Genomic DNA, 21096 nt, shown 5'->3' with positions numbered 1-21096 from the left:
TGCGGCGCGGGACCACCGGCGGGCGGGGGCGGCGGCGGGAAGCCCGGAGCCGGGCCGCCACCACCGAAGTTCGGGTTCTGCGGGAAGGTCATCGGCGGCTTCTTCGCCTGGTTGACCTTCACGATGATCACCACGACCACGATGATGATAATGATGATCGCCAGGATCAGCAGGACCCAGCCGGCACCGTCGCCGTCCCCACTGCTGTGGACCCGGACCCGGTCCAGGTATGGCGTCAGCGTCGTCAGCATCATTCCCCCTTTAGGACGTCAGCCGACACCCTAACGGCCGGACGGCGCGGGGATGGCCGCTTCCACCAGTTCCGTCAGATCTTCCGACCCTTCCGGCAGGGAATTCACCGGCCACCACCGAAGATCGTCCGATTCGTCGCTTTGGACCGGTTGTGCGCCACGGGGTGCGCGCACCGCGAACCGGACGTCGAAATGCCGGGTGGGCACGCCGAGCGAGCAGGTGATCGGGTGGACGTCGAGGTGCACCGGGACCGGGTCGATCACCAGGTCGTCGATGCCCGACTCTTCGCGCGCCTCACGCAACGCGGCGTCGGCGAGGGTCGCGTCGCCCGGTTCGCAGTGCCCGCCGAGCTGCAGCCAGCGTCCGACTCGTGGGTGGAGCGTGAGCAGGACGTTCTCCGCGTCCGCGTCCAGAAGGACGGCCGACGCGGTGATGTGCCCGGCCGCGCATTCGCGGCGGCAGACGTCCTCGCGGGCGGCGAGGAAGCCCAAATAGGCCTGGCGCAAGGATTCCTGGGCTGCGTCCACGGGGCGCCAACCGGACAAAGTGGACACAACGTCGTCGTGCAGCGTCACAGTTCGAGCAGTCCTTCACCGGGATCGACGGAGCCGCGGGCGGGCGGCAGGGCGGCGGGGTGGCCGATCGCGACCGCGCCGAGCGGCTCCCAGCGGGCGTCCAGTCCGAGGACCTCACGCACGATGTCAGCGGCGAAAATGGTCGAACCGATCCAGCACGAACCGAGGTCTTCGGCGGCGAGCGCGACCAGCAGGCCCTGCACCGCCGCACCGCCGGCGACGGTGAACATCGTGTGCTCGCAGTCGTTCCGCCGGTCGTCGCGATAGGTGTGCGCGCCCTCGGCGACGAGGAACGGGACGACGACTTCGGGCGCGTTGTACAGGATGTCGCCTCGGCTGAGCCGTTTCGCGACCTGCTCGGCGGTGAAGTCGTCGGCTTCGAGATCGGCCTGCCAGGACGCCTTCATCGCGTCGAGAAGCTTGCGGCGCAAGCCTTCCTCGCGCAGCCACACGAACCGGACCGGTTTGGTGTGGTGCGGCGCGGGAGCCGTCAGCGCCGTGCCGACGGCGCGGCGCAGCACCTCCGGGTCGACCGGTTCGCCGGTGAACGAACGGATCGACCGACGCGCGAGCACGGCCTCTCGCCGACCCTGCGCGATGGCCTCGTTGGTGCCGAGCCGGAACAGGTCCTCCTCGGTCGGCCGGAGCAGTTTCCGTGCGGTGGACCCGTCGTCGGTCGGTTGAAGGCCGCGCACGACGGCGACCGGGGTCCCGCCGAGCTTGCCCTTGACCAGGTCCGCGGCGGCCGCGAGTTCGTCGGCGACGGCGACCTCGGTGACGGCGAGCTCGTTGCCCTGGCCGTCGATCTCGCCCGCGTAGGAATGCAGCACCCGCAGGCCGGAAGCACCGATCGCGGCGTCGGTCTGCCCGACCCGCCATGCCCGGCCCATGGTGTCGGTGACCACGACCGCGACCTCGACGCCGAGCCGTTCCCGCAGACCGTTCCGCAGCGCGAGCGCGGAGGCGTCCGGATCCGACGGCAGCAGCGCGACCTCGCCGGAGGCCACGTTCGACGCGTCCACGCCGGACGCCGCCTGCACGATGCCGAGCTTGTTCTCGGTGATCATCGTCCGGTTGAACCGCGCGATCACCCGGACGGACTCGTCCTCGACGAGCTTCCGCCGCGCGGCGTCACGCTCCTCGGGGTCGGCCGGGACGCGGATCAGCATGCCCTCGGCCTTGGAGACGATCTTGCTCGTCACCACCAGGACATCACCCGAACGCAGCCACGGGGCCGCCGTGACGATCGCCCCGGTCAGGTCGTCGCCGGGACGGAACTCCGGGAGGCCTTCGACCGGCAGGATCTCGATCTTCGCGGAAGCGTGGTCAGGCAGCTTCTTTTCAGTCAACGGAAACTCCGGCCAGATCGAAGGCCGCGCGCGCCATCGCCGCGGTCGCGTCCACATCGGACATCAGCAGGGGGACGTCGCGGACGGCGACACCCGGCACGTCGACGGTCTCACCTTCGGCGACCAGCCAGCCGTCGAGTACGCCTTCCGGGGATGCCGCGGAGTCCTTGCGGGAGCCGTAATGCCTTCCGACGGCCTCGGCCGAGGTCTCGACGCCGATGGCGCTCAGGCACGCGTCGGCCATACCGCGCAACGCCTTCCCGCCGATGATCGGCGAGATGCCGACCACCTTGGCGCGGGTCTTCCGCAGCGCGTCGCGCACGCCCGGGACGCCGAGCACGGTGCCCACCGACACCACCGGATTGGACGGCGCGAACAGCACGAGATCGGCGGCCGCGATCGCCTCCAGCACGCCCGGTGCCGGCTTCGCCTCGTCGGCGCCGACGGCGATGATCGAATGCGCCTTCGGCTCGGCGCGGTAGCGGACCCACCACTCCTGGAAGTGGATGGCCTTCCGCTGCCCGGCGTCTGCGTCCGGCTCGGGGTCGTCGATCACGACATGCGTTTCGACACGATCGTCCGACATCGGCAGCAGACGCACGCCCGGCTGCCAGCGGTCGCACAGCGCCTCGGTGACCTGCGAGAGCGGATAGCCCGCGCGCAGCATCCGCGAACGGATCAGATGCGTCGCGATGTCCTTGTCGCCCAAGCCGAACCACGTCGGCTCGGCGCCGTATGCGGCGAGCTCCTCCTTGACCGTCCAGGTCTCGCCGGAGTGCCCCCAGCCGCGTTCGGAGTCGATCCCCCCGCCGAGCGTGTACATGCAGGTGTCCAGGTCCGGGCAGATGCGCAGACCGTGCATCCACACGTCGTCCCCGGTGTTCACCAGCGCGGTCACCTCATGCGGCGATTCCGGGGCGGAACCGATCGCGGGCAGACCCAGTGCTTGCTTGACCCCCAGCAGGAAGCGGGCCCCGCCCACTCCGCCGACCAAAATGACGACCTTCACGACCGGCGATCCTCGCACGCTCCGGGAGCGGGGGCCCAGTAGCGGTACCTGTGGTGCTCCGTACAGCCCATGCTTTCGTACAGCTTCAGCGCTCCGTCGTTCGCCAGCGCGACCTGCAGCAGCACGCCCGTGGCGCCCTGAGCGGCACCCCAGGCGCCCACCGCGTTCATCAGCCCGCGGGCCAGCCCCCGCCGCCGGAACTCGGCCCTGACCTCCAGCCGGGCGATGTGCAGCCACTCGCCGACGACGGCCCCGCGTACCGCCCCGGCGGTGACGCCGTCCAGTTCCACGACGCCGAAGCCGACCTTTCCGGTGCCCAGGACGTGCCTGGGGGCCTCGGCCGGTTCCGCGCTGCCCGCCGACATCTCCCACCATCCGGACGTCGGCTCGTCCAGGACCACCGCTCCCGCCGACGTCCCGCGTGGGATCGGACCCGTCATCAGGCGCACCTCGTGCGCGGGACGATGTTCCACATAGTGGACCCAGCCGTGGGCATCGAGGTCTTCTTCGATCGACGTGTTCTGGATCACCTGAATCACTGGCGGGATGCCATGATCGTGGGCGAAGTCACTAACGTCACGCAAGGCCGCTGGCAGCGGTTTTCCCGGGTCACCGATCGCCAGGGCACTGTTGGCGCGGGCGGTGAACCCGTCCGCCCAGCGCAGCGTCCAGTCCCCGATCCGGCGCTCCAGCAGGGGAGGCCAGGCCCGGCTGCAGGCGAGCTCGAGCATTTCCGCAGTGTTCACGGTTAGATTGTGCCAAGGAAGGTAGTGGGAGGGACCCGATGAGCATCGCGCGCAAGGACGACCGGCACAACGAAGACCTGGTCCGGGAGATCTCGAACGGTTTCAACCGGGCGTTGGACTCGGAGAAGACCGTCGAGGACGCGGACGCCGAAAAGGCGAAACCCGCCGCGCCGAAGTTCGTCATCACCGGCGACAGCCGGGCCACTCCGCCGCCGCGCCGCAGGGATCGCTGAAGCCCATACCCGGGGTACGGATAAGGGTGGCCTAAGCGGGCTTGGCACGTCTGTGGGCGCGTAATGTCCGTTGAAGACTGGTGAAGCAGAGATAAGCAGGAGTGCGCAGTGACCTACGTGATCGCCGAGCCCTGCGTCGACGTGCTCGACAAGGCGTGTATCGACGAGTGCCCCGTGGACTGCATCTACGAGGGTGACCGCATGCTGTACATCCACCCGGACGAATGCGTGGACTGCGGTGCCTGCGAGCCGGTCTGCCCCGTCGAGGCGATCTACTACGAGGACGACGTCCCCGACGAGTGGAACGCCTACACCAAGGCCAATGTCGACTTCTTCGACGAGCTGGGTTCGCCCGGCGGCGCCTCGAAGGTCGGCAAGACCAGTCACGACCCCGCCTTCATCAAGGCTCTTCCCCCGCAGGGCGAATGAGCCGGGTCGCGCTGCCCGATTTCCCTTGGGACTCGCTCGCTGACGCGAAGGCCAAGGCCCAGGCTCACCCCGGTGGCATCGTCGACCTGTCGATCGGTACGCCGGTGGACCCGGTCCCCGAGAGCATCCGCACGGCCCTCGCGTCGGTGTCGGACATCCCGGGGTACCCGACCACGCACGGGATCCCCGAGCTGAGGGCCGCCGCGATCGAAGCCCTTTCGCGGCGGCACGGCGTCGAGGGTGTTCCCGAAGCGGCCGTACTGCCGACGATCGGTTCGAAGGAACTGGTCGCGTCGCTGCCGCGTCAGCTGGGCTTCGGTCCCGGCGATCTCATCGTCATCCCCGAAGTGGCGTACCCGACCTACGAGGTCGGCGTGCTGATGGCGGGCGCTTCGTTGCTGCGTGCCGACAGCACGGTGGCGCTCGGACCGCAGCGGCCGGCGATGCTGTGGCTGAACTCGCCGTCCAATCCGACCGGGCGCGTGCTCGGCGTCGACCACCTCCGCAAGGTCGTCGAATGGGCGCGCGAACGCGACGTCGTCGTGGTCTCCGACGAGTGTTATCTGGCGTTGGGCTGGGAAAGCGAGCCCGTGTCGATCCTGCACCCTTCGGTGCACGGCGGCTCTCTCGACGGCCTGCTGGCCGTCCACTCGCTGTCGAAGTCCGCGAACCTCGCGAGCTACCGCGCCGGTTTCGTCACCGGTGACCCGAAGCTCGTCAAGGGTCTGCTGGAGATCCGCAAGCACTCCGGGCTGATCGTGCCGCGGCCGGTGCAGGAGGCCATGGTCGCCGCGCTGAAGGACGACGAAGCCCTTGCCGTGCAACGGGAACGCTACGCGCGCCGTCGTCTGGTGCTGCGGAAGGCGTTGCTGGACAGCGGTTTCGAGATCTCGCACTCCGAGGCCGGACTGTATCTCTGGTCCACGCGTGGGGAAAGCGCCCTCGACACGGTGGAGTGGCTCGCCGAGCGTGGCATCCTCGCCGCGCCGGGAACGTTCTATGGGCCGACCGGTGGCCGTCACGTCCGGATCGCTTTGACGGCGACGGACGAGCGGATCGACGCTGCCGCGGAGCGGCTCACTTCCTGAGTTCGGCGCGATTGGTGCGCCTCGCGGCGTGCTATGAAAGGCCCGTTACTTGCAAATTTTGCAAGTAACGGGCCTTTCATAGCATTGGGGAGCGCTCGGGTCGGGGGTGCTCAGACCGCGTCGCGGCCCGTGAACCCCCGGTAGATGAACCGCGTGAGCGCCTCGATGGCCTCTTCTTCGGAGGCCGATGACGGGTCGAGCAGCCACGTATGCGCAAAGCCGTTGACCAGTTCGGCCATCATCGCGAGAGAAAGCCGTTCCGACGCCGGGAGTTCCATTCCCGCCGCGGTGATGTACCCGAGGTGGTCGAGGATGTCGGCCGCCTGTTCGGCACCGAACCGCGCGAAGGTGCGCGCGAAGTCGTCGCTGACCATCGCGGCCTGGCGCAGCGCGAGCATCGTCGCGGCGTTGTCCCGATGGAAGTTCCAGTACTCGCGGACGTGCCAGCGCACCGCGTCCGGGTCGGTGAAGTCGGCTTTGTGCTCCGGCAGGGCCGCGTTGACGTCGCTCGCCGCCGCGAGGTCCGCGAGAAGCGCTTCGAGTAGCTCCTCCTTGCTCGCGAAGTGGTTGTAGAACGATCCCGCCGCCCGTCCGGCCTCCGCCGTGATGTCGGTGATCTTGCTGTTCAAGTACCCCTTCGCCGCGAAAACGCGCTTCGCCGCGTCCTTGAGTGCGGCTTCGGTCTCCGCCGCCTTCTCCTTGCGGCTCGTCGCCGTCATCGGCACCTCCTTGACACGGAAGGCTAGCAACGGTCATGCTGAATCAAGATTCACTGAATCATAATTCACTGGAGGCGGGATGACCAAGGTACTGATCGCGGGAGCCGGGCCGACCGGGCTCACGCTGGCCATCGACCTCGCGCGCCGCGGCGTCGAAGTGCGAATCGTGGAGAAGGCCGAAACGTTCTTCGAGGGCTCACGCGGCGACGGACTGCAGCCACGCACGCTGGAGGTCTTCGAGGACCTCGGCGTGCTGGACGCGGTGCTGGCCGCCGGGCAGGCGCCCGTGCCCCTGCGGATCCACCTGGGCGGCGAGGTCGTCGGGGAGCGGATGATGGCCGAGCTCGTCGAGCCGACCCCGGACGTGCCCTATCCGAACGGCTGGTTCCTCGGCCAGTCGCGGACCGAGGGGATCCTGCGCGACCGGCTCGCCGAATTCGGCGTCCACGTCGAACTCGGCACTCCGCTGCTCGGTTTCGAGCAGGACGCCGACGGCGTGACGGCCGAGTTGCCCGGCGAGCGGATCCAGGTCGATTACCTGGTCGGCGCGGACGGCGGGAAGAGCTCCGTGCGCAAGGCGCTCGGGATCGCGTTCGAGGGCAGCACCGACGAATCGATCCGCATGCTGCTGGGCGACGTCCAGGCGGAGGGACTCGATCGCGCGTACGGGCACTGGTTCGCGAAGCCCGAGGATCCGATGTCGGGGATCGTGCTCACGCCGCTGCCGGGCGTCCCGCACTTCCAGTTCGGCGCGCCGCTGGGCGAGGAGGAGGTCGAGGCGTCGCTGGCCACGCTGCAGGCGCGGCTCGACGAGCTGTCCGGCGGCGACGTCCGGCTGCACGACCTCGCGTGGTCCACCGTGTGGCGGCCGAACATCCGGCTCGCCGAGCGGTTCCGGGACGGCCGCGTGTTCCTCGCCGGCGACGCTGCGCACGTTCACCCGCCCACCGGTGGGCAGGGGCTCAATACCGGCGTGCAGGACGCGTACAACCTGGGCTGGAAGCTCGCCGACGGCTCACCGGAGCTGCTGGACAGCTACGAGCCGGAGCGGCGCGAGGTCGCCGCGCGAGTGCTGAAGATCAGCACCGAGCTGTTGGAGAAGTACACCGAGGGCGCGGACGACGCGCACGAGCGCGGCGAGAACACGCGCCAGCTCGACATCGGCTACCGCGGTGGCCCACTCGCCCCCGCGGCGACCGGGCGGATCCGGCCCGGCGACCGCGCGCCGGACGCGCCGCTGGCAGACGCGAACGGCAAGGCCGTCCGGCTGTTCGAGCTGCTGCGCGGGCCGCAGGCCACGACGCTCGTGTTCGGCGACGTTCCCGCTCCCGAAGGAGCGCGCCGGATCCTGCCGCCGGGCAGTGCGCTGCCCGATGTGGGCCTGTCCGATGTGGACTTCGAAGACGTCGGCGGGCACGCCTTCGCCGCGTACGAGGCCGAGACCGGGCGGCAGGTGCTGATCCGCCCGGACGGCTACGTCCGCGAGATCAAACCGGGCTGACCGCGAGCGCGGCCGCGTCGACCTCGGCCCAGACGTCACGCCACACGGCGCGGAGTTCGGTGCGGCGCAAGAGTTCCTTCTCCGCGATGCGGCCCGCGACGAAGGCGACTTCGGCGTCGACCGACGCCACGACCCCACGCATACGGTCTACGGCGACGCAGGCGTCCTGGTGGTCGCCGAGGACGGTCTGAAGGTCCTTCGTGGCCTTGATCAGCCGCTGGATCCGAGCCGATTGCTTCTTCTTCGCGGCGGGCTTGGCCATCTCGGCCGCGTAGCGCAGCTTCTTGCCGTAGATGCGAAGCGCGTGAAGGTCGTCGTCCGGGGGATCGCTGGGAAGCGCCTTCACGGCCTTCGCAAGCTTTCGGTGCGGCTTCGCCAGTCCGGCGACCAGATCGGCGGAAGTGGGGGCGGCTGTCTCGGAGATGGGCTCCTCGGCGGCGGGCTGGCGGGCGAGGCGGCCGATGCCCTGCAGCATGGAGTCGTACCGAGGGCTGGTCATGGCGCGAGTGAGACGCCGCTTCGCTACCCCGCGCTCGGTGACGAACTTCGAGACGAGACGGCGCGCGGCGGGCTGGTCGCGCACCTCGAACTCGGCGACGACCTCGCGGAGATGCCCGATCAGGACGTCGTAGTCGCGGACGTCGCCGAGCGACTGGCCGAGCCAGCCCAATTCGGCACGGACCGGTTCGGCGTCCGGGCCGACGAGGCGGCCCGACAGCTTGAGGACGCTGCGCATCCGGCGGAGCGCGACCCGCATCTGATGCAGGTCTTCGGGGTCGACGCCGGATTTGGTGCCCGGCTCGTGCGCGAGGAGCGCGCGGATCTCGACGTCGAGTTTCACCCGGACATGGGTCGCGGCCGGATCGTCCGGCCCGGCTTTCGCGGGACGGTCGCCGAGCCCGAGCGCGGCCGGAGTGGTCGAAGGGACGTTCTTGCGCGGCAGGGTCTCGGCTGTCACAAGATGAATTCTAGGTGAACCGGCAAGGTGGTCCGAGCCGTGAAAGGAGCAAGGGACCTTTGCTACCGCTCTCCGGGGGAGAGTGGCAGCAAAGGTCCCTTGCTCTCTTTGCGCAGGTCAGTTGGCGTGCAGGGCCGCGTTCAGCTCGATGCCGACGCCGGTGCGGGCGACGACCTCGACGGCTCCGGTCCCGGAATTCCGGCGGAAGACCGCGCCCGAGATGCCGGACAGCTCCAGCGCCTTGACGACCTTGCCCTCGAAGGTCACCTTGGTGCCCGCCGTGACGTACAGGCCGGCCTCGACGACCGAGTCGTCGCCGAGCGAGATGCCGACGCCGCCGTTCGCGCCGATCAGGCAGCGCTCGCCGATCGAGATGGTCTCCTTGCCGCCGCCGGACAGCGTGCCCATGATCGACGCGCCGCCGCCGACGTCGGAGCCGTCGCCGACCACGACGCCGGCCGAGATCCGGCCTTCGACCATGGAGGCGCCGAGCGTGCCGGCGTTGAAGTTGACGAAGCCCTCGTGCATGACGGTGGTGCCGTTGGCCAGGTGCGCGCCGAGGCGGGCGCGGTCGGCGTCGGCGATGCGGACGCCGGTGGGCACGACGTAGTCCACCATCCGCGGGAACTTGTCCACGCTGTAGACGGTGACGTTGCCACGCGCCCGCAGCCGCAGCCGGGTCGCCTCGAAGCCCTCGACGGGGCACGGCCCGTGGTTGGTCCACACGACGTTCGCCAGCAGGCCGAAGATGCCGTCGAGGCTCGCGCCGTGCGGCTGGACCAGGCGGTGCGACAGCAGGTGCAGGCGCAGGTAGACGTCGTGCGTGTCACCGGGGGCGTCGTCGAGGCGGGCGATGGTCGTGCGGACCGCGACGACCTCGACACCGCGGTCGGTGTCCGGGCCGAGCTGCGCCGCGGCCGCCTCGCCGAGGGCCTCGGTGGCCTCTTCGGCGGTCAGCCGGACCGTGCCGGGCTTGTCCCCGGTCGCTTCGGTCAGCTTGGGCAGCGGGAACCAGGTGTCCAGCACCGTGCCGTCGGTCGTGACGGTGGCCAGTCCGACGCCGGTGGCGCCGGTCGTTTCGGGATCAGGGGTCTGCTCGCTCACGCCCTGAACGGTAACCCAGTGACCTGCGTCAACCGCCGACGAGGCTCTGCACCGTGGTCAACGCCGCGGACATGTCGGTGAGTGCCTGGGTGCACGGCCCGCCGGGTGCCGCCTGGTCCTGACAGTTCGTCGTGCGGAACACGGAGATCGGCCGGTCGAGGGCGTCCGCGTTCGCCGTTAGATCCGGCCGCCGCTTGCGGACGTTGCCCGCCGCGCCGGAGACCTCGGTGACGTACTTCTGGCAGCCCTTGGGTGACTCCGTGTTCGGCGCCAGATAGCACCGGTCGGTGGTCAGCGCCTTGAGTTTGATCGGCAGGACGTCCGGCCCGGTGCTCTGCGTGGGTTTCACCGTCACCGGGACCTCGCCCGATCCGCAGCCGCCGAGTACCAGGAGAAGGCCGACCAAGATCACTCGCATGCGCACTCCTTCACGGTAGCCCTGCGGCCCCGCCGGTACGGTGCGGGCATGCCTTCGCTCGATCTGCACGCGGACCCCGTCGACCTCACCGCCGCGCTGGTGGACATCTTCAGCGTCTCGGAAGAGGAGAAGGTCATCGCGGACGCCGTGCAGTCCGCGCTGGAGACGCAGGCCGGGCATCTCGAGGTGATCCGCAACGGCGACGCCGTCCTCGCCCGCACGAATCTCGGGCGCCCTTCGCGAGTGGTGCTGGCCGGGCATCTCGACACCGTCCCGGTTAACGAGAACATGCCGGTGCGCCGCGAGGGGACCGGTGACGACGAGATCCTGCACGGTCTGGGCACCGTCGACATGAAGAGCGGCGACGCCGTCTTCCTGCACCTCGCCGCCGCCATTCGCGAGCCTCGGCACGACCTGACCTTCGTGTTCTACGACTGCGAAGAGATCGAAGCGACGAAGAACGGCCTCGGCCGTATCGAGCGCGAGCTGCCCGAGTGGCTGCAGGGCGACCTCGCGATCCTCGGCGAGCCCTCGAACGGCGGCATCGAGGGCGGCTGCCAGGGCACGATGCGGATCGAGATCCGCGTCGAAGGCGTCCGGGCGCACACCGCGCGCGGCTGGATGGGCGTCAACGCGATCCACGGCCTCGCCGAACCGCTGCGCAGGCTGGCCGAGTACACGCCGCGGGTGGTCGACATCGACGGACTGACCTATCGCGAGGGCCTGCAGGCCACCAAGATCGGCGGCGGTGTCGCGGGGAACGTGGTGCCGGACGAGGCCGTACTCACGATCAACCACCGATTCGCGCCCGACCGGTCGTCCTCGGAAGCCGAAGCGCACCTTCGTGAGGTCTTCGAGGGCTACGACGTGAAGATTGTCGACTTGTCGCCCGGCGCGCTGCCGGGTCTGAGCGCGCCCGCGGCGGCGGAGCTGGTCGCTGCCGCCGGCGGTAAGGCCGTCGCGAAGCTGGGCTGGACCGACGTCGCGCGCTTCGCGGCTCTCGGGATTCCGGCGGTGAACTTCGGGCCCGGCGACCCGACACTGGCGCACACGCGGCAGGAGAACGTGCGGGCCGGGGAGATCCGGCAGGTCGCCGCGGTGCTGCGCGACTTCCTCAGCTAGGCGCCCTGACCTGGGGGAAGAGAGCAAGGGACCTTTGCTATCGCCGGGTGCTCGCATCGCGCGTCCATGAAGGATTTGGGACGTTGATCGTCCTAAATCCTTCATGGACGACCTCGGTATCCCGCCTTTGACCTGCGGGAAGAGAGCAAGGGACCTTTGCTATCACTTTCGGAGGTCCTCTTCGGCTCCCAGCAGGAGCAGTCCTCGGCGCAGCAGGTCGGCCGCTTCCTCGACGCGTCCTTGGTCGCGAAGCAGTTCTCCGGCCTTGTCCACCGAAGCAGCCAGGACGCCGCGTGAGTCGCGAAGGACGGCGACGTCGATGGCGTGCGCGAAGCCCGCTTCGGCGGCGTCGAGGTCTCCGCGTGCTAAGGCCAGCGAGCCCTGTTGGAACGTGAGGGACGCGGTGTGTGGCGAGTCGGCGGGGATGGCTTCGGCTGCTTCGGCGAGTAGGGCGTCCGCGTCGTCGAGACGGCCGAGTTCGCGGCAGACGTCCGCGAGTTCCAGGGTGACGGCGTGGTCGGGGACCGCGGTCCGGGACGCGCGAAGGTCTGCGAGTGCGCCTTCGGGGTCGTCGGCGCGACGGACGAGGGCTCGCGCGTAGAGGCACCGGGCCAGCACCGGCCGCAGGGCGCGTTCGTGCAGCAGGTCGTGGAGGACCGCCACGGCGGCGACGGCGTCGGTCACCTGCCCTTCGGCGAGGTAGGCCTCGGTCAGCCGACGCTGGTTCTCGATGAGTTCGGCCAGGACGTCGCCGCGGGTCAGCCGCAGCGCCGCGCTCGCGTGGTGCGCGGCTTGGGTGGTCTCGCCGAGGCGAAGGTGCCCTTCGGCGAGGAACGCGTGCAGGGTCAGCAGGAGCACCGGATGCGGATGGCTGCCGAGGCAGGCGTCGAGCGCGGTCCGGAGCAGATGCATCGCGTGATGCGGTTCGCCCCAGCCGATCAGGACGCTCGCCCGCAGTGCGACGGCAAGTTCGCGGTACGGCGCGATGTCGCCGCCGAGGGCGGCTTCGGCGGCGGCCACCAGACGCGGCCGGGTGTCGCCGTCGGTGTACCGCGCGAGCCACAGCCACGCGAGCCCGGCTTGGCGCGTGCGTCCGATCCGTTCCGCGCGCCGGGCCAGCTTGCGCATCTTCGGAGCCGAGCCGTTCCCTGCGAGGAAGTCCAGCGCGGCCGCGGCGATGTCCAGATCGAGCCGGACGTCGTCGCGGGGCGAGGTCACGCCGAGTAGTTCGCCGGTGTCCACGCCGAGCCGTGCGGCGAAGTGGCGCAGCGCGTCGCCGGAGGGCGTCCGCGCACCCGTCTCGACGGACGAAACGTACGCGGCGGTGTAGTGCGGTTCGGCGAGTTCGCGCTGCGTGAGGCCGCGTTCGGCGCGCAGCCGTCGCACCCGTCCGCCGACCTCGTCACCCATGGTCCAGAACGATACGGCCGAACGCGCTCGAAGGTTGCGCGCGTGACTCCACAACTTCTCCCGCCTCCCAGCCGTATCCCTGGATGAGACCGCAGACCTCCAGGAGGATCGATGACCGTGCGCCGGGCACTGGCCGTGGTCGTATGCGCCCTCGTGGTGGCCGGCTGCGAAGCCCATTCGATCGCCCCTCCCGCGGTGACACCGGTACCGGTGACCACCCCTTCTCCCGAGACAACGGCGCCTCCGCGAACGACACAGACGACACAGACGACGCCGCCGCGGCAGGTGCTGGCACCGCCGTCCACCGGGATCACGTTCCCGCGCTCGGGCTCCGGCCAGTGGCTGTTCCCGACCGGCGACGGCCCGGTCGCGGGACAGGCCGGGAGGTTGCTGCGCTACCGCATCGCGATCGAGGGCGACATCGCCGGCGTGACCACGGACGGTTTCGTCAAGGCCGTCGAGTCCACTTTGGCCGATCCGCGCGGCTGGACCGGTGGTGGCCGGTGGCGGCTCCAGCGCGTCGGTCCCGAAGGCCGGTACGACTTCACGATCTACCTGGCCACACCGAAGACCCGCGACGTGCTGTGCGGCAGGCCGGACGGCTACACCTCTTGCCGCAACGGGAACAGTGTCGTGCTCAACGTCGCGCGCTGGGCGGACGCCGTTCCCGGTTATGGGGCGCCGCTGGAGGTCTACCGCCAGTACATGATCACGCACGAGGTCGGGCACCGGCTCGGACGCGGGCATGAGACGTGTCCCGTGCCGGGCGCGCTCGCGCCGGTGATGCAGCAGCAGACGCTCGGAATGCATGGCTGCGCCCCGAATCCGTGGCCCTATCCGGACGGGACGCAGTACTCGGGACCGTCCGGCGAGTACGACGATCCGATCCCGCGCGGCGACTCGTGAGTGGCGATTCGGGTTCTTACCCGAATCGCCACTCACGACACCATCAACGGCCCTGCAACGATTTCACGTTCTGCCCGAAGGTCCAGTTCCGCGAACCGTCCCAGTTGAGCGACCAGGTCATCAGGCCCTTCAACGCCGGAATGCTGCGGTAGGCCTGGGAAACCAGGCTCGGCGACATGTATCCGCCACCGGCACCGGCCTGCGCGGGCAGTCCGGGCGCCTGCTTGTCGTAGGGCACCCGGATCGTCTGGCCCTGGATCACCAGACCCTTGTCGAGGCAGTTCGTCTGCGCGACGAAGCCTTGCACCGTCCCGGCCTGGTAGGAATCACCGGAACAGCCGTACATGCTTCCGTTGTAGTACTGCATGTTCAGCCACCACAGCCGGCCGTTGTCCGCGTACTTCTTGATGATCGGCAGGTACGCGCCCCAGATCGAGCCGTAGACGACGCTGCCGCCCGTGACGTACGCGGTCTCCGGGGCCATGGTGAGCCCGAAGTTCGACGGCATCGCGGCGAGGACGCCGTCGATGATGCGGATCAGGTTCCTCTGCGACGTCGAAAGCGTGGAGATGTTCCCGCTGCCGGTGAGGCCGGTTTCGATGTCGATGTCGATCCCGTCGAAGTTGTACTTCTTCAGGATCGGCACGATGGTCGCGACGAATTTGTCGGCGACCGTGGTGGAGTTCAGGTCGATCCCCGCGGTGGCGCCGCCGATGGACATGAGGATCGTCGCGCCCGCGTCCTTCGCGGCGCACATCTCACTGGGGGTCGCGACCTTCACAGTCGCGTCCATCCCATCCTCCCATTTGGCCGTTCCGTCGGACAGGATGACCGGAAAGGCGGCGTTCAGGACGTTGTAGCCGTTGGCCTTGATCCGTGCGTCGGTGATCGGGATCCAGCCCAGCGGCGGGTGGACGCCGTTGGCGGCGCCGTCCCAGTTCTCCCAATAGCCTTGCAGGACCTTGCCCGCGGGCTTCGACTTGACCGCGCAGACCTCGGCGTCCACCGAGGCCTGCGCCGGGGTCAAGACGGCCAGGGTGGTGACGGCGAGTGCCGCCGCGCCGGTGATCGCCAGCAGACGTGAGACGCGACCGAACATACCCAGCTCCCATCTCGAAAGCGGTTGTGAATGAACAGGAAGCGGCCGTTCGGCTCAACATAGGTCGCGACCCCGGGCCGCCGCTACCGACGATCGGGTGGTCTAGACCAGATATCGAAGAGTTGTCCGGAAATCTCCCCCGTGCAGCACAGAGGGCCATCTCGCGAGGCCGGGTGTCCTCGCGAGATGGCCCTCTCATTCAGATGGTCAGACGGTGATCGACCAGCTGTCCAGGGTGCCGGTGTCCTGGGCGTAGGCGTCGTAGAGCACGAGCGTCCAGGTGCCGGATGCCGCTTCGTTGGTCACCGGGACCGAATAGGTCCGGGTGCCCAGGTCGGTGCAGGGCAGGGAACCGGTGGCCTTGACCGAATAGGTGCTGCCGTCGGGGGCCTTGAGACTGATGCGGAGGTCCTCGGAGCAGGTGTGCGTTCCCGTGACGGTCACCTTCACCGGCGACACCGCGGTGCCGGTCGCGGTGGAGGAGATCGTGCTGTTGACCGTGGCGTAGTCGTTCAGCGGGTAGTCGGTGTCGTTGCTGAACGTGCGGACGCTGACGGTGCCGACGGTCAGGGTGTACTGCGCCGTGCGGTCCACCGAGGCACCGTCACCGGTCACCGTGATGGTGCTGGTGCCGTTCGGGGTGCTCGCCGACGTCGCGATGGTGAGCGTCGAGGAGGCGCCGGACTGGACGGACGCCGGGTTGAACGTCGCGGTCGCGCCGGCCGGAAGACCGCTGGCGCTCAGCGAAACCGCCTGTGCCGAACCGGAAGTGGTCGTGGTGTTGACCGTGACCGTCGCCGACTGTCCGGCTTGGACGGTGCCGGACGTCGGGGAGAGGCCGAGCGAGAAGTCGTTGCCCGTCGACGCGCCGACGGCGAGCTTCCAGAGCGCGTAAGCGATCGCGTCGCTGTTCTTCTCCAGCGGGGTGTCCGGGATGTTGGACAGTGTGTCGCAGGCGCGGTGGTAGCAGCTGTCGAAGGCCCTTCCGGCGGTGCCGCCCCACTTCTGTTGCTGCGCGGCGCTCTTGGTGTATCCGGCGCCGGTCGCGAGACCGCCGACCGGGATGCCCGCGCTCTTGAACGACGCGTGGTCCGAACGGCCGTCGCCCTCGGTGTCACCCTCGGTCTGGATGCCGATCGTCCTGAAGTACTCGTCGAAGACCGCCTTGACCGAAGCCACGTCGTCATAGACGAAGTAGCCCCAGTTGTCGGAGCCGATCATGTCGAAGTTCAGGTAGGTCTTGATCTTCGTGCGTTCGGTGGCGGGCAGGTTGGCGACGTAGTGCTTGGAGCCGCGCAGACCGGACTCCTCGTCGGCCCACCAGCCGAAGCGGACCCGCTTGGCCATCGTCGGGTTCTCGCGCGCCAGGGTCAGCGCGACTTCGAGGATCGAGGCGGAACCCGAACCGTTGTCGTTGATGCCGGGGCCGGCGGCGACGCTGTCGAGGTGCGCGCCGAGCATGATGACGTTGTTGGCGTCGCCCTGCGGCCATTCCGCGATCACGTTCTGGCTCTGGCCCGCGCAACTCGTGCAGGTCTGCAGCGTGACGTTGTAGCCGGCGTCGCGCAGCTTCTGCGCCACATAGGACACCGAAGCCGTGTAACCCGACCGGCCGGAGGCGCGGTTGCCGCCGTTCTGGTTGGCGATCGTCTGCAGCTGGCTCAGGTGTGCCTTGACGTTGGCCAGCGAGATGTCCGGTGCGGCGTTGAGAGTCGACGCCGTGACCGCCTGCGCGGGCGCCGTGACGACGCCGAGTACGGCGGCCATGCCGACGACGGCCGTTCCTATTCGCTTTCCCCACTTCATGCCGGGGTTTTCCTTCCTGGAGGGGTTTGCGTGAAGGACTCCTTCCCCCGACAGGGCCGGGGGAAGGAGTCCTTCACGCGAGAGGAGAGCTAGAGAGTGATCGACCAGCTGCTGAGCGTGCCGGTGTCCTGCGCGTAGGCGTCGTAGACCACGAGGGTCCAGGTGCCTGCCGCGACTTCGTTGGTCACCGGGACCGAGTAGTTCCGGGTGCCCAGGTCGGTGCAGGGCAGGGAACCGGTGGCCTTGACCGAGTACGTGCTGCCGTCGGGGGCCTTCAGGCTGATGCGGAGGTCCTCGGAGCAGGTGTGCGTACCGGTGACGGTCACCTTCACCGGCGACACGGCGTTACCGGTCGCGGTGGAGGAGATCGTGCTGTTCACCGTGGCGTAGTCGTTCAGCGGGTAGTCGGTGTCGTTGCTGAACGTCCGGACGTTGCCGCCGGTGCCGACGGTCAGCGTGTACTGCGCGGTGTGGGTTCCGCTGGCCGCGGTACCGGTCACCGTGATGGTGCTGGTGCCGTCAGGGGTGCTCGCCGACGTCGCGATGGTGAGCGTCGAGGAGGCGCCGGACTGGACCGAGGCCGGGTTGAACGTCGCGGTCGCGCCGGCCGGAAGGCCACTGGCGGACAGCGCGACCGACTGGGCCGCACCGTTGACGGTCGCGGTGTTCACCGTGACGGTCGCCGACTCGCCGGCCTTGACGCTGCCGGACGCCGGGGTGACGCCGACCGAGAAGTCGTTGCCCTGCGGGGTGCAGGACGTCGGTTCGCCGGTCGCCGCGGTGACGCTGATGCCTTCCCAGGCCGCCTTGGTGGTGTTGAACTCGGTGCAGGAACCGGGGTACAGCGCGAGCGCCGCCTCCAGGGTGGCCTTGCGGGCCGCCTTGTGGTTCCAGCTGGAGGTCTTCTTCAGCAGGCCGTTGTAGAAGATCTTCCCGGCCTTCTGGATGCCGATCCCGGTGATCGAGGTGTTGTTGCAGGTCGGGCTGGCCGGCTTGCCGACCGGCGCGGTGCCCTCGGCGAGCAGGTAGAACCAGTGGTTCTGCGGTCCGGCCGCGGCGTGCACCTCGGTGTTCGGGATGGACGACGAGTAGCAGTTCGGGTTGCCCGAGATCCGGCTCGGCTGGTTCATGTAGCGGATCGGGCCCTGGCCGACCAGGTTCACACCCTCGCCGACGTCGTAGTCAGGCCGGTCCTTGGCGTTGTTCGCGTAGTGCTCGGTGAGGGCGCCGAAGATGTCACCGGTGGACTCGTTGAGGCCGCCGTTCTCGTTGCCGCTGCCCGCGCCACCCGGCGTGGTCTGGAAGATGGCGTGGCCGTACTCGTGCGCGACGACGTCGATCGGAGTGGCCTGGCGCTGGCTGTCCGAGGAGCGACCGTAGGTGGTCGAGGAGCCGTTCCAGTAGGCGTTGGCCTGGTTCAGGCCGACGTAGGCGGGGAAGCCGCCGCCGTTGCCGTTGATGCCGTTGCGGCCGAGCCATTCGCTCAGCATCTTCCACTCGGTCTGGACGCCGAAGAGCGCGTCGACACAGGCGGTTTCCAGGTCGGTGCCGGAGCCGTTGCCCCAGTTGTCGTCCGGTCCGGAGTAGGGCGAACCGTTCTGGCGGGCGCAGCTGATGTTGGTGCGCTGCGGGTCGCGCATGGTGTAGGTGCCACCGGAGTTCGTCGTGTCGATCGTGACGTTGCCGACGTAGTAGCTGTTCCCGGCGCCCAGCACGCTGACGTCACCCGACGTCGTCTGCGCGGCGGCGGGGATGTTGGACTGCTTGACGTCGTCCCGTGTCTGGAGGATCGCGCCGGTGGCGCCGTCCACGAACACGTGCAGGTTGCTCGGGGCCGCGGCCTTGGTGCCGGCGACGACGACCTCGTAGGCGAGCTTGGGGGAGTTCCCCGCCAGCACGACGAGCTTCGGCGCGGTGACACTGTCTACTTTGGACAGTTGGCCGCGCGCGACCTCGGCCGCCTTCGCCGCACTGACCTTGGCCTTGGTGTCGACCGAGATCGCCGCGGTTTCGGCGGCGCTGGTGCCACGGACGCGCCCGGCGCCGTCGGCGACGACCACCGCGTCCCCGCCGACCACCGGCAGGCCGCGATAGGTCCGTTCGTAAGCGGCGTAGAAGAGTCCTCCGCCGCCGGGGGTCAGCCCGACGCGCTGGAAGCCTTCGTCGGCGCCCTTGCGCAAGTGGTCCACACCGGCTGCTGCGGCCCGGTCGGCCGCGCTCGCGGCCACCGAGTCGGCGCTCGCGGGCTGGATCGTGGCGGTGGTCGCACTCGCCGGGGTCACCGGGAGCGTGAAACTCAGGGCAAGGCCGGCGACGGCCGCCAACCCTGTTCTGAGCCCTTGCTGAACGGTCATGGGGAACCTTCCGTGGGCAGGACCGTGTACCCGGCACGGCCATAGGCGCGGCGGGGAATTGGACCGGGACGGGAGCACGGCGGGGGACGGGGAGCGTGTCCATTCGGATAACTGCTGTTATCCCGACGGACACGTCCGAGTAAAGGAGCCGGTCACAGGGCCGTCAATGGGCCGGATGGCCTAGTGGACCAGGTGAAGATCAATATGCGAGGAATAAAATCCCTGTGTAGTAAGGCTTTTGCCGCCAGTCGCGATATATGGCGACTTTCGTATGGTTTTCAGTCCGGCGGCCCGGAATCGGACAAAGCGGCGGCGCGAACGCCGCGTCGATAGGCCTCCATCGCCTCGCCGGGCAATCCGCGCTCGCGCAAGGTGTCACCCAGATGAAGGGAGGTCGCCACGAGTGCGCCGCGCAATTCGGCGCTTTCCTGTGCGGCGGCGGCTTCTTCCAGTAGCGCGGTCGCAGCGGGAAGGTCGCCGCGGGCGCGGGCGACGAGTCCCAGTAGGCGGAGAACCTCCGCCCTGGCTTCGATGTCGGGGGATCGATCCAGAAGCGGGCGGATTCCTTCGGCGAGTTCCTCGGCTTCGTCGAGCGCCCCCTGGCGGCGGCGGACGTCGGCGAGTTCGATGGTCGCGCCCAGGACGCCTTCCTGGGACCCCGCCTCGGCCAGCAGGTCACGGGCGAGCCGCAGTTCGGCGTGCGCGTCGTCGAGCTTGCCCAGCCGTCGCCAGAGGAACCCGCGTGCCCAGCGGCTTCGAGCGGCGTCGCGGTCGTAGCCGATGGAGGTGAACAGCCGAAGTGCCCGCGAGAGGTCCTTTTCGGCGCGGTCTGCCAGGCCGATCGCCTGCCACAACTGGGCGGCCTGCCGGTGGTAGCGCGCGGAGATGTCCTTGCGGTGCGCCGAAGCGAGAGTGCGCCTGCCCTCCTCGGCGGCGCGCCGGGCACGGCGGAGGGCGCCCATTTCGATGAGCGGATGGATCAGCGCGGTCAGCAGGGCGAGTTCGGCGTCGGGGTCGACGGGGCCGGCGGCACGGAGTCCGGCGAGCGCGGTTTCGACGAGTGCGACCGACGCGCCCAGGTCGCCCGACAGTGCGCGGCAGGCGGCGACCCGGTTGACGATCATCGCGGACAACCGTGGTGACGCGGCTTCGGAAAGTTCGAGCGCGTGCGCGAATCCCTTTGCCGCCGAGGGGATGTCGTAGCGTTGCCACTGGACTTCGCCGAGGTAGAAACGCGCGTGACATTGGACGTCCGGGAGCCGGTACGCCGCCGCTCGCCGCTCCACCTGGGCGAATTCACGCTCGGCGGTTTCGAGGCCGCCTTGTTGCAACTTGCGATATGCGGTTTCGAGCGCCTCGGTCAGTTCCTCGGCGGCACCGGGTGGTCGCCCGAACCGGAGTTCGTCCGCGGTCAGCCCGAGCCGCCGCGCGAGATGGTCCAGCACCTCGTCCGAGGGCGCGCGATCGCCGGATTCGACCTTGGCGAGGAAACCGCGGTCGTACCGGGGCTCGGCGAGCTCACGCTGGGTCAGCCCGCGAGCCTTGCGCAACCGCCGGATCCGCGCGCCGAGCGGTTCGGCCTCGGTCGGTGCGGGCGGCGAGGGCGGCATCGAACCACGGTAGACGATTTCCCGGCGGTATCCGGGGTCAGCCGGTCAAGTGGGTGAGCAACGCGGCGAATCCGGTCGCCGTCACGACGAGAACCGGCCTGACCTCGGACGGGAGTTCGCGCTGCTTGGTGTCGCGGATGCCGACGAGTGTGCCGTCGGTGCCGACTTCCACGCAGGCGTTCTCCTCCCAGTGCGTATGTCTCGATTTGTGCCAGCCGGTCATGCGCTCGTGCCAGGTCGTGGTCATCGGAGCTCCGTTCCGTCGGTCCAGGAGGGTTTCCTGGTGGGATACCCGCTAACAGCCGTTCGAACCCTGTGACTATCACCCGGCGAATCGGACATATTGACTGGTGGCGGTCCGGGCGCTAGCGTCTTGCGCCATAAAAAGGAAACTTTCTTAACTAATTC

General features: G+C 69.1%; 20 protein-coding genes and 1 pseudogene. 6 read left to right on the top strand and 15 right to left on the bottom strand.

Translation table 11 applies throughout. The features are described 5' to 3' along the window. The 5 genes and pseudogenes from H5J31_RS20835 to H5J31_RS20815 all read right to left on the bottom strand — a co-directional run. Window positions 1-251 (bottom strand): annotated as a pseudogene (locus H5J31_RS20835) (hypothetical protein); the annotation flags it as partial. A gap of 30 nt (window positions 252-281) precedes the next feature. Then, entirely contained in the window at window positions 282-827 is a 546-nt protein-coding gene (locus H5J31_RS20830) for an NUDIX hydrolase (RefSeq protein WP_181774283.1), read from the bottom strand. Beyond that, complete coding sequence (locus tag H5J31_RS20825; protein ID WP_181774290.1) at window positions 824-2161, bottom strand: coenzyme F420-0:L-glutamate ligase; 1338 nt, start codon at window positions 2159-2161, stop codon at window positions 824-826. The genes H5J31_RS20830 and H5J31_RS20825 overlap by 4 nt, the downstream gene beginning before the upstream one ends. Before the next feature lie 7 nt (window positions 2162-2168). Then, window positions 2169-3185 carry a 2-phospho-L-lactate transferase gene (gene cofD / locus H5J31_RS20820; protein ID WP_181774282.1) on the bottom strand — a complete coding sequence of 339 codons (1017 nt, stop codon included), beginning with the start codon at window positions 3183-3185 and terminating at the stop codon, window positions 2169-2171. Next, window positions 3182-3916 (bottom strand): GNAT family N-acetyltransferase, encoded by a 735-nt coding sequence (locus tag H5J31_RS20815; RefSeq protein ID WP_181774289.1) that lies wholly within the window; start codon window positions 3914-3916, stop codon window positions 3182-3184. The genes cofD and H5J31_RS20815 overlap by 4 nt, the downstream gene beginning before the upstream one ends. A 53-nt stretch (window positions 3917-3969) precedes the next feature. On the opposite strand from H5J31_RS20815, the gene H5J31_RS20810 reads away from it, so the two are divergent. The 3 genes from H5J31_RS20810 (at window position 3970) to dapC (ending at window position 5681) form a co-directional block, all read left to right on the top strand. Continuing rightward, complete coding sequence (locus H5J31_RS20810) at window positions 3970-4164, top strand: hypothetical protein (protein WP_181774281.1); 195 nt, start codon at window positions 3970-3972, stop codon at window positions 4162-4164. Between the two features lie 108 nt (window positions 4165-4272). Then, complete coding sequence (gene fdxA, locus H5J31_RS20805) at window positions 4273-4593, top strand: ferredoxin (protein ID WP_007031860.1); 321 nt, start codon at window positions 4273-4275, stop codon at window positions 4591-4593. After that, window positions 4590-5681, top strand: coding sequence for a succinyldiaminopimelate transaminase (gene dapC, locus H5J31_RS20800; protein WP_181774280.1), 1092 nt, complete (start codon window positions 4590-4592; stop codon window positions 5679-5681). Before fdxA ends, dapC begins: the two co-directional genes overlap by 4 nt. A gap of 110 nt (window positions 5682-5791) precedes the next feature. On the opposite strand, the gene H5J31_RS20795 is transcribed toward dapC, so the two are convergent. Next, a complete protein-coding gene (locus tag H5J31_RS20795) occupies window positions 5792-6400 on the bottom strand; it encodes a TetR/AcrR family transcriptional regulator (RefSeq protein ID WP_181774279.1) in 609 nt (202 codons plus the stop codon). A 79-nt stretch (window positions 6401-6479) separates the two neighbouring features. Here H5J31_RS20795 and H5J31_RS20790 point away from each other — a divergent pair, with 79 nt between their 5' ends. After that, a complete protein-coding gene (locus tag H5J31_RS20790) occupies window positions 6480-7901 on the top strand; it encodes an FAD-dependent monooxygenase (RefSeq protein ID WP_181774278.1) in 1422 nt (473 codons plus the stop codon). Here H5J31_RS20790 and H5J31_RS20785 read toward each other — a convergent pair. From H5J31_RS20785 to H5J31_RS20775, 3 genes are all read right to left on the bottom strand, one after another. After that, a complete protein-coding gene (locus tag H5J31_RS20785; protein ID WP_181774277.1) occupies window positions 7888-8859 on the bottom strand; it encodes a CHAD domain-containing protein in 972 nt (323 codons plus the stop codon). The two genes, H5J31_RS20790 and H5J31_RS20785, sit on opposite strands and share 14 nt — an antisense overlap. A gap of 117 nt (window positions 8860-8976) precedes the next feature. Next, window positions 8977-9963 carry a 2,3,4,5-tetrahydropyridine-2,6-dicarboxylate N-succinyltransferase gene (gene dapD / locus H5J31_RS20780; protein ID WP_181774276.1) on the bottom strand — a complete coding sequence of 329 codons (987 nt, stop codon included), beginning with the start codon at window positions 9961-9963 and terminating at the stop codon, window positions 8977-8979. 28 nt (window positions 9964-9991) lie between these two features. Beyond that, complete coding sequence (locus H5J31_RS20775; protein ID WP_207898338.1) at window positions 9992-10381, bottom strand: hypothetical protein; 390 nt, start codon at window positions 10379-10381, stop codon at window positions 9992-9994. Window positions 10382-10429: 48 nt separating this feature from the next. On the opposite strand from H5J31_RS20775, the gene dapE reads away from it, so the two are divergent. Beyond that, window positions 10430-11503 (top strand): succinyl-diaminopimelate desuccinylase, encoded by a 1074-nt coding sequence (gene dapE, locus H5J31_RS20770; RefSeq protein WP_181774274.1) that lies wholly within the window; start codon window positions 10430-10432, stop codon window positions 11501-11503. 162 nt (window positions 11504-11665) lie between these two features. Here dapE and H5J31_RS20765 read toward each other — a convergent pair whose 3' ends face one another. Next, entirely contained in the window at window positions 11666-12913 is a 1248-nt protein-coding gene (locus H5J31_RS20765) for a helix-turn-helix domain-containing protein (RefSeq protein ID WP_181774273.1), read from the bottom strand. A 111-nt stretch (window positions 12914-13024) separates the two neighbouring features. Between H5J31_RS20765 and H5J31_RS20760 the strand changes: the two genes are divergently transcribed. After that, window positions 13025-13819, top strand: a complete 795-nt coding sequence (locus H5J31_RS20760) for a DUF3152 domain-containing protein (protein ID WP_181774272.1) — start codon at window positions 13025-13027, stop codon at window positions 13817-13819. Window positions 13820-13862: 43 nt separating this feature from the next. Here the strand turns inward: H5J31_RS20760 and H5J31_RS20755 are convergent, their stop codons facing one another. The 5 genes from H5J31_RS20755 to H5J31_RS20735 all read right to left on the bottom strand — a co-directional run bounded on the left by H5J31_RS20755 (window position 13863) and on the right by H5J31_RS20735 (window position 20935). Beyond that, the gene (locus tag H5J31_RS20755) at window positions 13863-14918 is read right to left on the bottom strand and encodes a chitinase (RefSeq protein ID WP_181774271.1); all 1056 of its coding nucleotides are present in this window, start codon (window positions 14916-14918) and stop codon (window positions 13863-13865) included. A gap of 207 nt (window positions 14919-15125) precedes the next feature. Beyond that, window positions 15126-16724 carry a M20/M25/M40 family metallo-hydrolase gene (locus H5J31_RS20750; RefSeq protein ID WP_181774270.1) on the bottom strand — a complete coding sequence of 533 codons (1599 nt, stop codon included), beginning with the start codon at window positions 16722-16724 and terminating at the stop codon, window positions 15126-15128. A gap of 89 nt (window positions 16725-16813) precedes the next feature. Beyond that, complete coding sequence (locus H5J31_RS20745; RefSeq protein ID WP_207898337.1) at window positions 16814-19078, bottom strand: M4 family metallopeptidase; 2265 nt, start codon at window positions 19076-19078, stop codon at window positions 16814-16816. Window positions 19079-19356: 278 nt separating this feature from the next. Further along, window positions 19357-20688, bottom strand: a complete 1332-nt coding sequence (locus H5J31_RS20740; RefSeq protein ID WP_181774269.1) for a helix-turn-helix domain-containing protein — start codon at window positions 20686-20688, stop codon at window positions 19357-19359. A 37-nt stretch (window positions 20689-20725) separates the two neighbouring features. Beyond that, window positions 20726-20935 (bottom strand): DUF397 domain-containing protein, encoded by a 210-nt coding sequence (locus tag H5J31_RS20735; RefSeq protein WP_181774268.1) that lies wholly within the window; start codon window positions 20933-20935, stop codon window positions 20726-20728. Between the last annotated feature and the right edge of the window lie 161 nt (window positions 20936-21096).

This window comes from Amycolatopsis pittospori (assembly GCF_013870525.1).
GTDB lineage: Bacteria > Actinomycetota > Actinomycetes > Mycobacteriales > Pseudonocardiaceae > Amycolatopsis > Amycolatopsis pittospori.
This window is presented reverse-complemented; position numbering and strand designations above follow the sequence as displayed.

What these genes read in the sequence shown, in the direction of transcription:
- H5J31_RS20755 (WP_181774271.1), bottom strand. Translation starts at nt 14,918, where the DNA reads ATGTTCGGTCGCGTCTCACGTCTGCTGGCGATCACCGGCGCGGCGGCA.
- H5J31_RS20740 (WP_181774269.1), bottom strand. Translation starts at nt 20,688, where the DNA reads ATGCCGCCCTCGCCGCCCGCACCGACCGAGGCCGAACCGCTCGGCGCG.
- H5J31_RS20745 (WP_207898337.1), bottom strand. Translation starts at nt 19,078, where the DNA reads ATGACCGTTCAGCAAGGGCTCAGAACAGGGTTGGCGGCCGTCGCCGGC.
- H5J31_RS20750 (WP_181774270.1), bottom strand. Translation starts at nt 16,724, where the DNA reads ATGAAGTGGGGAAAGCGAATAGGAACGGCCGTCGTCGGCATGGCCGCC.
- H5J31_RS20815 (WP_181774289.1), bottom strand. Translation starts at nt 3,916, where the DNA reads ATGCTCGAGCTCGCCTGCAGCCGGGCCTGGCCTCCCCTGCTGGAGCGC.
- H5J31_RS20760 (WP_181774272.1), top strand. Translation starts at nt 13,025, where the DNA reads ATGACCGTGCGCCGGGCACTGGCCGTGGTCGTATGCGCCCTCGTGGTG.
- H5J31_RS20790 (WP_181774278.1), top strand. Translation starts at nt 6,480, where the DNA reads ATGACCAAGGTACTGATCGCGGGAGCCGGGCCGACCGGGCTCACGCTG.
- H5J31_RS20775 (WP_207898338.1), bottom strand. Translation starts at nt 10,381, where the DNA reads ATGCGAGTGATCTTGGTCGGCCTTCTCCTGGTACTCGGCGGCTGCGGA.
- dapC (WP_181774280.1), top strand. Translation starts at nt 4,590, where the DNA reads ATGAGCCGGGTCGCGCTGCCCGATTTCCCTTGGGACTCGCTCGCTGAC.
- H5J31_RS20795 (WP_181774279.1), bottom strand. Translation starts at nt 6,400, where the DNA reads ATGACGGCGACGAGCCGCAAGGAGAAGGCGGCGGAGACCGAAGCCGCA.
- H5J31_RS20765 (WP_181774273.1), bottom strand. Translation starts at nt 12,913, where the DNA reads ATGGGTGACGAGGTCGGCGGACGGGTGCGACGGCTGCGCGCCGAACGC.
- H5J31_RS20810 (WP_181774281.1), top strand. Translation starts at nt 3,970, where the DNA reads ATGAGCATCGCGCGCAAGGACGACCGGCACAACGAAGACCTGGTCCGG.
- H5J31_RS20735 (WP_181774268.1), bottom strand. Translation starts at nt 20,935, where the DNA reads ATGACCACGACCTGGCACGAGCGCATGACCGGCTGGCACAAATCGAGA.
- dapE (WP_181774274.1), top strand. Translation starts at nt 10,430, where the DNA reads ATGCCTTCGCTCGATCTGCACGCGGACCCCGTCGACCTCACCGCCGCG.